Origin of the sequence: Pseudonocardia halophobica, assembly GCF_027922425.1 — a bacterium.
GTDB classification, from domain to species: domain Bacteria; phylum Actinomycetota; class Actinomycetes; order Mycobacteriales; family Pseudonocardiaceae; genus Pseudonocardia; species Pseudonocardia halophobica.
Genome location: NZ_BSFQ01000037.1, coordinates 17542 through 29678, shown reverse-complemented (window position 1 = coordinate 29678; position 12137 = coordinate 17542). Strand labels below are relative to the sequence as shown.

The following is a 12137-nucleotide window of genomic DNA, read 5'->3' as shown; positions in this document are numbered from 1 at the left end:
CGCACGGACTCGCGCCGGCGGGTGTGCAGTGAGGGACGGTCTGAAGCCGTTGGGAGCGCCCGGCCGGGTCGCTCCACCGCGCGTGCACTCGACTGGTGATCACCAGCGGCATGATCGGCGGTCCGGTGCAGTGCGGGCGGACCGAGCTGCCGTGGGCGCACGCGATCGCTGATCACGACGTGCCGCACAGCCGATGGGGCGGTCCCACACCTGCGACTCGTGCCGGTGGTTGCCCGTGCGGGACGGCCTGGAGCTGTCGCGATCGCCCGGCCGGGTCGCTCCACCGCTCGTGCACTCGACTGGTGATCACCAGCGGCATGATCGGCAGTCCGGTGCAGTGCGGGCGGACCGAGCTGCCGTGCGCGCACGCGATCGCTGATCACGACGTGCCGCACAGGGACCTCGGGTCGAGCGGAGCGGGTACCGGCTGTGTACGACTCGTGTGCAGGGGCCGTCGCGCATCGGGTCGCACACCCGTCGTGCGCGGCACACCCTGTCGACGACCTGTACCGCCGACCTTCTGGGTGCGAGACCGGCGCCCGGCGGGTGCGGCGCCTCGGAACAGGTGTGGGAGCTGGCGCGATCGCTTGGCCGGTCGCTCGAACCGGCAGCGCGCTCGAACCGGCAGCGCGCTCGAACCGGCAGCGCACCCGATCGCCGGCGCACCCGACCGCCGGCGCACCCGACCGCCCGCCAGTCAACCGCCAACGCAGTTGACCGGCAGCGCATGCGAGCGCCAGCACAGTCGTCGGCGCTCGAGCGTGGCGCAGTCGGCCACCGGCGCACTCGCCGCCAGTGCACTGGACTGGCGATCATCGGCGGCAAGATCGGCGGTGCGGTGTACTGCCGGCGGGTCGAGCTGCCGTGGAGGCACTCGGTTCATGATCAAGAAGGCACTGCGGGGCTACAGGCCCATGGAGCGGCGGATCTCCTCGAGGCGGTCCTTGGCCTTCTGCTCCCGCTCGGCGAACTTCTCCTCGACGTCCCGCCCGGCCTCGGTATCGCCCGTGAGCTCCTGCCAGCCGGCGGCCGTTGCGGCGCGGCTTTCGATCTTGTCCCGGACGTAGTCGAGCGTGGGCACGCCCTCGTCGGTGTAGCCCGCGGCGGTCGGGGTGCCGGGTGCAGGCGGGGCGACGGGCACCGGCGACGTTCCCGCCGTCTCCGTCTCGACGATCTCGGCGTCGATCGGCTCGGACTCGGCGTCCGCGGGCCCGGCGGCCGGGTCGGCGGTGACGTCGGCGGTGGGGTCGGCGGGGCGTGGGTCGTCGGGCCGGCTCATGTCGGTGCCTCCTGTCCGCGCGGTAGTCCCCACGCTACGCGGCCCCGCACCTCCCGGGATCCGGGTCGACCCCGATCCCGGGCCGGGGGCGCGGGAGGAGATCCTTCGGTGGTGACGCGTGCGGTGCGGGAGCTGGTGGTGGTCTACGACGTCGCCTGCCCGCACTGCTCCCGCATCGCGCGGGAGCTGCCCGACTGCGTGACCGTGAAGGTGAAGGTGCGGCCCTGCACCGAGCCGCGGCTCGCCGAGATCTATCCGAACCTGCCCGCGGCGGTCTCGGGGTGCCGCACGCCCGCCGTCGGGGTCCTGCGCACCGACGGGCAGGTGCGCTGGTGGACGGGCCTGTCCGGGGCCGTGGGGATACTGCCCGTGCTGCGGCCGGGGGAGCTGCGGCGCGCAGTCGGGCTGCTCCGCACGGCACTCCGTACGCGCGGCCGACCACCCACGCCCTGAGGGTTCCCGTGCCCGCGCCTGACGACGCCTGCGCCGTGATGGTGCCCGTGTTCTGGCGGTGCCCGTGTCCTGACACCATCCACGCCCTGTCGATGCCCGTGCTCTGCCGGCGCTCGCGCCTGAGAACTCCTGCGCGGTGAGGTGCCCGCGCCCTGACCGTTCCTCCGCCCTGACAACGCCCGTGCGCCCTGAGCGTGCCGGCGCTCCCACCGTGCCGGCGCTCCCACCGTGCCGGCGCCCGACAATCGCGCGCCGTGGACGACGCCTGCGCCTTGCCGGCGCTCTCACCGTGCCGCGCTCTCACCGTGCCGCGCTCTCACCGTGCTGCGCTCTCACCGTGCCGCGCTCTCACCGTGCCGCGCTCTCACCGTGCCGCGCTCTCACCGTGCCGCGCTCTCACCGTGCCCCCACCGTGCCGCGCTCTCACCGTGCCCCCACCGTGCCGCTCCCACCCGTGCCCCGCTCCCACCGTGCCGCGCTCCCGACGTACCAGCGCTTCCACGGCGCCGGCGCTCCGATCTGCCTGCGCTTGACAACGGCGCGCCGTGGACTACGCCCGCGTTCTGCCGGTGCCCATGCCCTGACGCCACCCGTGCCCTGACGAGCCCGCGCGATGCCCCTGCCCGCGACACCCCCGTTCGCCGCGGGTGATCGCGGAGTGTCGGGGGCGGGCACTAGCGTTGCGGGCGTGACCGCGCACGCCGCTCCGCCGACCCCCGGGCACGACACCCCGCCCGCCGTGCTGCCCTTCGGCTCCTGGCCGACCCCGATCACGTCCGCGCTCGTCGTCGAGGCCTCGGTGCGGCTGTCCGGCGCGCGGACGGACGGCGACACGGTGGTCTGGGCCGAGTCGCGGCCCACCGAGGGGGGCCGCACCCAGCTGGTGCGCCGCACGCCCGACGGCGCCGTCACCGACCTGCTGCCCGAGGGGTTCGACGCGCGCACCGGCGTCCACGAGTACGGCGGCGGCGCGTGGTGGGTGCGCGACGGGGTGGTCTGGTTCGCCAACTGGACCGACCAGCGGCTGTACCGGCTCGCGCCCGGCGGCGCGCCGGAGCCGCTCACGCCGGGGCCGGCGTTCCCGCGGGCGGACCGCTACGCGGACGGGTTCGTCACGCCGGACGGCTCGGCGATCCTCGCGATCCGCGAGCGGCACGCGCCGGAGGGCGGCGCCGCGGCCGTCCGCAACGAGATCGTCCGGCTGGCGGCGGACCGGCCGTCGGAGCCCGAGGTGCTGGTCACCGGGCCGGACTTCGTGACCAGCCCGCGCCTGTCGCCCGACGGCGTGCGCCTGGTGTGGGTCCAGTGGGACCACCCGTCCATGCCGTGGGACGACACGGTGCTGATGGGCCGCAACCTCGAGACCGGGGACGAGGCGATCATCGCCGGCGGGCCGGGGGAGTCGGTCTCCGAGCCGCGCTGGCAGCCGGACGGGTCGCTCTGGTTCCTCTCCGACCGCACCGGCTGGTGGAACCTCTACCGCTGGCTGCCCGGGCGCGACATCGAGCCGGTCGTGGTGCTCGACGCGGAGATCGGCGTCCCCGGCTGGCAGCTGGGCACCTCGCGCTTCGCCGTGCTGCCGGGCGGCCGGGTCGTGTTCGCGCGCTGGAGCAAGGGGTACGACGGGCTGGCCGTCCGGGAGCCCGACGGCGAGTTCACCGAGCTCGACCTGCCGTTCTCGGCCGTCGCCTCGGTGGTGCCGTACGGGGTCGGCAGCGTGCTCGTCGTCGCCGGGACGCCCACGGAGGAGCCCGGCGTGCACGTCGTCAGCGTCGACGGCGACGTGGAGACCCTGCGTGCGCCCCGCGAGCTCGGCGTCGACGACGGCTACCTCTCCGTCCCCGAGTCGATCTCCTTCCCGTCGGTCGACGGCGAGGGGGCGCGGCGGACCGCGCACGCGCTCTACTACCCGCCGGCCAACCCCGAGGTCGCCGCGCCGGAGGGTGCCCTGCCGCCGCTGCTCGTCATGATCCACGGCGGGCCGACCGCGGCGGCCATGCCGGTGCTGTCGGTCGGCGTGCAGTACTGGACCAGCCGCGGGTTCGGGGTCGTCGACGTCAACTACGGCGGCTCCACCGGCTTCGGTCGCGCGTACCGGGAGGTGCTGAAGGGCGCCTGGGGGATCGTCGACGTCGCGGACTGCCTGGCCGCAGCGCGGTACCTGGCGGCGACGGGGCGGGTCGACGGCGAGCGCCTGGCGATCCGGGGCGGCTCGGCCGGCGGGTACACCACCCTCGCCGCGCTGGCCCGCGAGGACACCCCGTTCTCGGCGGGGGCGGACCACTTCGGCGTCGCCGACCTGGAGGCGCTGGCCGCGGACACCCACAAGTTCGAGAGCCGCTACCTCGACGGTCTGGTCGGGCCGTACCCCGCGGCCCGCGAGGTGTACGTCGAGCGCTCGCCGATCCGGCACGTCGAGCTGTTCCACACCCCGCTGATCGTGCTGCAGGGCGCGGAGGACGCGATCGTCCCGCCGAACCAGTCCGAGGCGATCGTCGACGCGCTCCGGGCCCGGCACGTGCCCGTGGCCTACCTGCTGTTCCCCGGGGAGCAGCACGGCTTCCGGCGGTCGGAGAACATCCGCCGCGCCCTCGACGCCGAGCTGAGCTTCTACGCCCAGGTGTACGGCTTCGCGCTGCCCGACGCCGAGGGGATCGAGCCGGTGCGGGTGGAGAACCTGCGTGGCGGCGAGCAGGCAGGGGACCGGGAGGGGTCGTCCGGGCGCCGAGACCGCGGCGGCCGATCCGCCCGACGTCCCTAGAGGGTCGCCGCGTACTCCTCCTCGCGCTCGGCCTCGTCGGCCGCCGCCGCGCCGCCCCGCGGGCTCTTCCGCAGCCGCTTCTCCAGCAGCTTGGACAGCCCCGAGAGGATCAGGCACATCGCGATGTAGATGACCGCGACCACCATCGCGACCTGCAGGATCGGGGCGCCGAGCTGACCCTGGCTGCCGAGGAAGCGCGCCTGGTAGAGCAGCTCCTGGTACAGGATGATGAAGCCGAGCGCGGTGTCCTTGAGCACCACGACGAGCTGGCTCAGGATCGTCGGCAGCATCGCGCGCAGCGCCTGCGGCAGCAGCACGTTCGTCATGACCTGCGTCTTGCGCATGCCCAGCGCGTACGCGGCCTCCGACTGCCCGCGGGGCAGCGCGCGCACGCCCGCCCGGAACACCTCGGCGAGCACGGAGCCGTTGTAGAGCATGAGGCCGAGCACCACGGCCCAGTAGGCCGAGATGTTCACGCCGAGCCCGCGCGAGACGCCGAAGAACAGGATGAAGATCAGCACCAGCAGCGGGACGGCGCGGAAGAACTCCACGATCGTCGCAGAGACCCGGCTGACCCACCGGTGGTCGGACATCCGGCCGGCGGCGAAGACCGCCCCGAACAGCAGCGACAGCACCGCGGCCGCCGCGAAGGCCTTCAGCGTGTTCCCCAGCGCGCCCAGCAGCAGGTACTGGATGTTGACGTAGGTGATCCAGCTCCACAGCCGCGGGTCGAACTGCCCGGTCACCGCGAAGCGGTAGATCACGAACGCGAGGATCCCCAGCACGACGAGGGTGCCGACGACGCCGAACAGCGTGTTGCGCACCCGGGCCCGGGGGCCGGGGATGTCGTAGAGGACGGCGGTCACGAGGCGCTCCCGGTGTGCGGCGCGGACGGGGCGGGGAGGGATCGGCGGCTCATCGTGCCGAGCTGGTGCGCGCTCACCGCGCCGAGCTGATGCGCGCTCATCGCGCGGTGCTCCAGCGCCGGTCCAGGTTGCGCTGCAGCAGCGTCAGCGGCACGACCAGGATGAGGAAGCCGACGGCGACCCACAGCAGGCCGACGAAGACGTTGGCGCCGCGCTCCGACAGCGCCTGGTAGATCCCGCCGGCCTCGGTGACCGAGAAGCCCGCGGCGATCGTGGTGTTCTTGAGCAGCGCGATCTGGATGTTGGCCAGTGGCGGGACGACGTTGCGCACCGCCTGCGGGAGCACGACCTGCGACAGCGTCTGGGTGAAGGTGAAGCCCAGCGCGCGGGAGGCCTCGGCCTGCCCGACCGGCACCGTGTTGACGCCGGACCGGATGACCTCGCAGACGAAGGCGGCCGTGTAGAGGATCAGGCCGATGCAGGCGCGGGTGAAGTAGGAGAGATCGGCGATCTCCAGCCGCGGGTACGCGAACGCGAAGAAGAAGATCACCAGCGTGAGCGGGGTGTTGCGCAGGATGTTGACGTAGACAGTGCCGAACGCCCGCAGGATCGGCACCGGGCTGACGCGCATCGCCGCCAGGAGGGCCCCGAGGATCAGCGAGCCGATCGCCGACACGACGAACAGTTCGATGGTGCCGAGGAAGCCCCGGGCGTAGAGGTCGATGTTGTCCAGCAGGACGTTCACGGCGGGCCCACCCCTCCGGCGGAGCTCTCGGACGAAAGACGCCGGCCGGGGCGGTCCTGGTGGTCAGGAGCCGCCCCGGCCGGATCGGATCAGTACCGCTGCAGCGCGGGCGGCGAGGCCGGCGAGCCGGACTTGCCGAGGGTGTTGTCGTAGATCTTCTGCCAGGTGCCGTCGTCGTACGAGGCCTGCAGAATGTCGTTGATCTTGTTGCGCAGCGCGGCGTCGTCGTGGTTCAGGCCGATGCCGTACGGCTCGGTCGAGAAGGTCTCGCCCACGACCTTGAGCTTGTCGGGCTGCTGCGCGGCGTAGCCCTTGAGGATCGCGTCGTCCGTGGTGACGGCGTCGACCTGCTTGGACAGCAGCTGGTCCACGCACTGCGTGTAGGTCTGGAACTCGACGATGTTCTCCGGCTCGGTCAGGCCCTGGTCCCGGACCCGCTGGATCGGCGTCGAGCCGGTCACCGAGCAGACCTTCTTGCCCTTCAGGGTGTCCTTGCCGGTGATCGCGGTCTCGTCGGAGCGGACGAGCAGGCCCTGGCCGGCGACGAAGTACGGGCCGGCGAACGACACGCGCTTCTTGCGGTTGTCGTTGATCGTGTAGGTGCCGACGTAGTAGTCGACCTCGCCGCGGGAGATCGCGTCCTCGCGGGCCGCGGACGGGACCGTCTTGTAGTCGATCTTGTCCGTGCCGTAGCCGAGCTTCGCGGCGACGAGCCGGGCGATCTCGATGTCGAAGCCGGAGTACTCGCCCGTGGTGGCGTCCTTGAAGCCCAGGCCGGGCTGGTCGTCCTTGACACCGATGACGACGCGGCCGCGCTGCTGCATGGCGGCGAAGGTCGCCGAGTCGGGAACCTGGACGCCTGCCGCCGGGGCCTCGGAGACCACGGGACCGCCGGAGGAGCCGCCGGGGCTCCCCGACTGGCCGCAGGCGGTCAGGGTGAGGGCGGCCGCGGCCAGCCCCACCACGAGGGCACGCAACTTCATCGGATCTCCTGTCGGTTCGAGGGGAGCGGGCGTCAGTGGGTGAGGATCTTCCCGAGGAAGTCCTTGGCGCGGTCGCTCGACGGGTTGGTGAAGAAGTCGTCTGGAGTGGAGTCCTCGACGATCTCGCCGTCGGCCATGAAGACCACGCGGTGCGCCGCGCGGCGGGCGAAGCCCATCTCGTGGGTGACCACGAGCATCGTCATGCCGTCCTTGGCGAGGCCGGTCATGACGTCGAGCACCTCCTGGACCATCTCGGGGTCCAGCGCGGAGGTCGGCTCGTCGAACAGCATGACCTTCGGGTCCATCGCCAGCGCCCGGGCGATCGCCACGCGCTGCTGCTGGCCGCCGGAGAGCTGCGCCGGGTACTTGTCCTTCTGGTTCGCGATCCCGACCCGCTCGAGCAGCCGCACGGCGTTCTTCTCGGCGGCCGCCTTGTCCTGCCTGCGCACCTTGAGCGGCGCGAGCATGACGTTCTCGACCACGGTCTTGTGCGCGAACAGGTTGAAGCTCTGGAACACCATCCCGACGTCGGCCCGCAGGCCGGCCAGCGCCTTGCCCTCGGCGGGGAGCGCGCGGCCGTCGACCTCGATGGTCCCGGAGTCGACCGGCTCCAGCCGGTTGATCGTGCGGCACAGGGTGGACTTGCCGGAGCCCGAGGGACCCAGCACGACCACCACCTGACCGCGCTCGACCTCCAGGTTGATGTCCTTGAGCACGTGCAGCTCGCCGAAGTGCTTGTCCACCGCGGCCATGCGGATCATGGGGGTGTCGGTCACGGTCGGCCTCCAGGCATGGCGGGACGCTAGGACGATTCGGACAGGCGAGTCCACCACCTTGGGCAACCTTTAGGGTCTCTATCCAATAACGACCTCGGAGGGGAACCGCGTGCACATTCTGCTCGTGGAGGACGATGATCGCGTGGCGGCGGCGCTGCGCCCCGCCCTGCACCGGCACGGAATGACCACCACGCGGCTCGAACGCGGCCGCGGCGCGGTCGACCACCTCACGGGTGTGGACGTCGTCCTCCTCGATCTCGGCCTGCCCGACGCGGACGGGGTGGACGTCTGCCGGGCGATCCGGCAGGCCAGTGACGTCCCGGTCATCGTGGTCACCGCCCGCGGGGACGTCGAGGACCGGATCGTCGGACTGCACTCCGGCGCCGACGACTACGTGGTCAAGCCGTACGACGTCGGCGAGCTGGTCGCGCGCATCCACGCGGTGCAGCGCCGCCGCGGCCCGAGCGAGGGCGAGCCGGCCGACCGGGTGGTGACCACGGACGACGGCGTGGCGATCGACCTCGGCCGGCACACGGTGACCGTCGACGGCGCCGAGGTCACGCTGACCCGCAAGGAGTTCCAGGTGCTGGCGCTGCTCGCGGCCGCGCGCGGCACGGTCTGCACGCGCACCCGGATCGTCGCCGAGGTGTGGGGGCGCAGCTGGCCGGGCGCGAACCGGACGCTCGACGTGCACGTGGCCACCCTGCGCACCAAGCTCGGCCGGCCCGAGCTGGTCCAGACGGTGCGCGGCGTCGGGTACCGGCTCGGCGGCTGAGCGGGCCGAGGCGTGCGCACCCGGCTGCTCGTCATCGTCTGCGTGCTGGTCGGGCTGCTGGCGCTGGGCCTCGGCGTGCCGCTGGCGGTGTCGAACTCGCGTGCTTCGCAGCAGGAGCTGTTCATCGACCGGCTCACCGACACCATCTACTTCGCCTCGCGCGCGCAGCGGCCGATCACCGAGGACAGCGCGGCCGGGCTGGCCGAGGAGCTGGCCCGCTACGACGAGGTCTACGGCGTGGCGGTCACCGTCGTCGACCGGGCCGGGCGGGTCGTCGCGGCCTCGCGCGCGGCGCCGCCCACCCTCGACGCCGCCGGCCGGGAACGCCTGCAGGTCGCCCTGGCCAGCCGCCGGTCGGCCGCGCCGCCGCTGATCATGCCGTGGGACACCCGCCCGCTGGTGCTCGCCGAACCGGTCCTGGTCGACGGCGAGGTGCGCGGCGCGGCCATCACCGTGTCCCCGACCGACGCGCTGCGGGCGGCCGAGATCCGGGTCTGGTCACTGGTCGCGGCCCTGGTGCTGGCGGCGCTCGCGCTCGGCGTGCTGGTCGCGGTGCCGGTCACCCGGTGGATCCTGCGGCCGGTGCGCCGCCTCGACGAGGGCACCGGGCGCGTGACGCGCGCGGTGCTGGCCGGGCGGCCCGCCGAGCCGGTGTCCGACGGGTCCGGCCCGCCCGAGCTGCGCCGGCTCACCCTGTCCTTCGACCGCATGGCGGAGTCGGTCGGCCAGGCGCTGTCGACCCAGCGGGCCTTCGTCGCCGACGCGAGCCACCAGCTGCGCAACCCGCTCACCGCGCTGCGCCTGCGGCTGTCCAACCTCGACGGGCACGTCGAGGGAGACGCCGCGGAGGAGCACGTCGCCGCGCTGGAGGAGGCCGAGCGGCTCTCCGGGGTGCTCGACGGGCTGCTGGCGCTGGCCCGCGCCGAGCGCGACGCCGGCGTGGACCGGGAGGTCGACACGGCGGTCGACCCGGCCGTCGACGACCGCCTCGACGCCTGGCGCCCGCTCGCCGAGCACACCGGCCTGCGGCTGCTGCGCGGCGGCGTGCGCGGGCTGCGGGTGCGGATGACGCCCGGGGGCATCGAGACCGTCCTCGACGCCCTGCTCGACAACGCCGTGAAGTTCACCCCGCCCGGCGGCACCGTGACCGTCACGGTCCGGCCGGTGCGCGGCGCGGACCCGCCCCTGGTCGACGTGGCGGTGCTGGACACCGGGCCCGGGATCCCGCCGGAGGAGCTCGAACGGGCCACCGACCGGTTCTGGCGCTCGCCCGGGCAGAACAACGTCGAGGGTTCTGGCCTGGGCCTCGCGATCGCCGCCCGCACCGTCGAGCTGGCGGGCGGGTCGCTGGTACTGGAGCTGCCGCCGAGCGGCGGGCTCAGGGCGGCGGCGCGGCTGCGGCGGGCCCTCCCGCCGACGCTGTGACGAGGTCCGTCCGTCCGGTGTATTGCCAAGGACAGGCTCACCACATCTGATGGAAGTATGACCGAAACGCCGGGGTTCGCCGGTGCCCTCGCGCGCCACGGCGGGCGCCCGGCCCTGCTGGTGCCCGGCGGGGAGTGCCTGAGCTACCGGGAGCTGGCGGCGCGGGCCGACGCACGGGCTGCCGAGCTCGGGACCGGACGCCGGCTCGTCGCGGTGGTGGCCGGCCCCGGCGTCGAGCCCGTCGTCACCTACCTGGCGGCGCTGCGGGCCGGTCACGTCGCGCTGCTGGTCGGCGACGACCCGGCGCGCGCCGAGCCGCTGCTCGCGGCCCACGACCCCGCCGTCGTCGTGCGGCCGGAGGCGGACGGGGTGCGGATCGAGGAGCGTGGGCCGGGCCCGGCGCTGCACCCGGACCTCGCCCTGCTGCTGCCCACCTCGGGCACCACCGGCTCGCCGAAGCTCGTCCGGCTCTCCGCGCGCAACCTCGCGGCCAACGCCGAATCGATCGCCGGGTACCTGCCGATCCGACCGGGGGACCGGGCACCGCTCACCCTGCCGCTGCAGTACTGCTACGGGCTCTCGGTCGTGAACAGCAACCTCGCGCGCGGCGCGACCGTGGTGCTGTCGAGCCGGTCGGTCGCCGAGCCCGCCTTCTGGACCGAGTTCGCGGAGCTCGGCCTGACCAGCCTGCACGGCGTCCCGTACACGTTCGACCTGCTCGACGCGACGGGCTTCGCCGACCGCGCGCTCCCGTCGCTGCGGTACGTCACGCAGGCGGGCGGGCGGTGGGACCCGGCCGCGGTCGAGCGGTACGCCGCGCTCGGGGCGGGGCGCGGGTGGGCGCTCTACGTCATGTACGGCCAGACCGAGGCCACGGCCCGGATGGCCTACCTGCCGCCGGAGCGGGCGGCGACGGCGCCGTCGGCGGTCGGGGTCGCCGTGCCCGGCGGCACGTTCAGCATCGAGCGGCCGGACCCGGACGGCGTGGGCGACCTGGTCTACCGGGGCGAGAACGTCATGCTCGGCTACGCCCGCAGCGGCGCCGATCTCGCGCTGGGCCGGACCGTCGACCGGCTCGAGACGGGCGACCGCGCCCGGCTGCGGCCCGACGGCCTGCTCGAGATCACCGGGCGCGCGGCGCGGTTCGTCAAGCCGTTCGGGCTGCGGGTGGACCTCGACGAGGTCGAGCGGATCCTCGCGGCGGGGGGCGTGGCGGCCGCGGCGACCGGCGACGACACCGGCCTGGCCGTCGCGGTGGTCCGCGGCGGCGACGCGACGGCCGTGGCCGACCTGCTCGCGGAGCGGCTCCGGCTGCCGCCGACGGCCGTCCGGGTCGCCGGGGTCGACGCGCTCCCGCGGCTGCCCACCGGCAAGGTCGACCTCGCCGCGGTCGCCGCCGCGGCCGCCCCGCAGCAGCCGCCCGCGGGCGCGGACCCGGTGCGCCGGGCCTTCGCGGCGGTGTTCCCGGGCCGCACGATCACCGACGGGGACACCTTCGTGGGGCTCGGTGGCGACTCGCTGCGGTACGTCCAGACGGCGCTGCGGCTGCAACGCACGGTCGGTGCGCTGCCGCCGGACTGGCCGGAACGCACAGTGGCGGAGCTCGTCGCGCTCGGCGGGCCCGGTCGCGCGCCGCGGCGGTGGCTGCTGGTGGAGACCCCCGTCGTCCTGCGGGCCGCGGCGATCGTGCTGATCGTGGGCTCGCACGTGGGGCTGTTCCGGCTGCTGGGCGGCTCGCACGTGCTGCTGGCCGCGGCGGGCTGGGCGTTCGCGCGGTTCGCCCTGGCCCCGCCCCGGCCGTCGCGGACGATCCTGCGCACCGCCGCCCGGATCGCCGTGCCGAGCGCGCTGTGGGTGGCCTGGCGCGCGACCGTCGCCGACGACGTCGACTGGTACAACGCGCTGCTGCTCAACTACGTGGTCGACCCGGAGGCGTGGGGGTACTGGTTCGTCGAGACGCTGCCGCAGATCCTGCTGCTGATGGCGCTGCTGTTCGTGGTCCCCGCGGTGCGGGCGCTCGACCGGAGCCTGCCGTTCGCCCTGCCCGCGGCCGTGTACCTCGCCGGCTTGCTCG

General features: G+C 74.0%; 9 protein-coding genes and 1 pseudogene. 5 read left to right on the top strand and 5 right to left on the bottom strand.

Annotated features, from left to right (window positions below):
• Window positions 1-904 precede the first annotated feature (904 nt).
• Entirely contained in the window at window positions 905-1279 is a 375-nt protein-coding gene (locus PKE99_RS29830) for a PspA/IM30 family protein (protein ID WP_037052466.1), read from the bottom strand.
• A gap of 108 nt (window positions 1280-1387) precedes the next feature.
• Between PKE99_RS29830 and PKE99_RS29825 the strand changes: the two genes are divergently transcribed.
• Window positions 1388-1732: a hypothetical protein gene (locus PKE99_RS29825; RefSeq protein ID WP_037052465.1), complete on the top strand. Its 345-nt coding sequence runs from the start codon at window positions 1388-1390 to the stop codon at window positions 1730-1732.
• A gap of 688 nt (window positions 1733-2420) precedes the next feature.
• Complete coding sequence (locus tag PKE99_RS29820; protein ID WP_231498405.1) at window positions 2421-4493, top strand: S9 family peptidase; 2073 nt, start codon at window positions 2421-2423, stop codon at window positions 4491-4493.
• Here PKE99_RS29820 and PKE99_RS29815 read toward each other — a convergent pair.
• The 4 genes from PKE99_RS29815 to PKE99_RS29800 all read right to left on the bottom strand — a co-directional run bounded on the left by PKE99_RS29815 (window position 4490) and on the right by PKE99_RS29800 (window position 7848).
• Entirely contained in the window at window positions 4490-5359 is an 870-nt protein-coding gene (locus PKE99_RS29815; protein WP_037052462.1) for an amino acid ABC transporter permease, read from the bottom strand. The genes PKE99_RS29820 and PKE99_RS29815 overlap by 4 nt on opposite strands.
• A gap of 97 nt (window positions 5360-5456) precedes the next feature.
• On the bottom strand, window positions 5457-6104 hold the full coding sequence (locus PKE99_RS29810; RefSeq protein WP_037052460.1) for an amino acid ABC transporter permease: 648 nt from the start codon (window positions 6102-6104) through the stop codon (window positions 5457-5459).
• 89 nt (window positions 6105-6193) lie between these two features.
• On the bottom strand, window positions 6194-7087 hold the full coding sequence (locus tag PKE99_RS29805) for a glutamate ABC transporter substrate-binding protein (RefSeq protein WP_037052458.1): 894 nt from the start codon (window positions 7085-7087) through the stop codon (window positions 6194-6196).
• 32 nt (window positions 7088-7119) lie between these two features.
• Window positions 7120-7848 carry an amino acid ABC transporter ATP-binding protein gene (locus PKE99_RS29800; protein WP_037052569.1) on the bottom strand — a complete coding sequence of 243 codons (729 nt, stop codon included), beginning with the start codon at window positions 7846-7848 and terminating at the stop codon, window positions 7120-7122.
• Between the two features lie 124 nt (window positions 7849-7972).
• Between PKE99_RS29800 and PKE99_RS29795 the strand changes: the two genes are divergently transcribed.
• The 3 genes and pseudogenes from PKE99_RS29795 to PKE99_RS29785 form a co-directional block, all read left to right on the top strand.
• Complete coding sequence (locus PKE99_RS29795; RefSeq protein WP_037052455.1) at window positions 7973-8638, top strand: response regulator transcription factor; 666 nt, start codon at window positions 7973-7975, stop codon at window positions 8636-8638.
• A gap of 12 nt (window positions 8639-8650) precedes the next feature.
• Window positions 8651-10063 carry a sensor histidine kinase gene (locus tag PKE99_RS29790; RefSeq protein ID WP_037052453.1) on the top strand — a complete coding sequence of 471 codons (1413 nt, stop codon included), beginning with the start codon at window positions 8651-8653 and terminating at the stop codon, window positions 10061-10063.
• Window positions 10064-10120: 57 nt separating this feature from the next.
• A pseudogene (locus tag PKE99_RS29785) lies at window positions 10121-11080 on the top strand (AMP-binding protein); the annotation flags it as partial.
• Window positions 11081-12137 lie beyond the last annotated feature (1057 nt).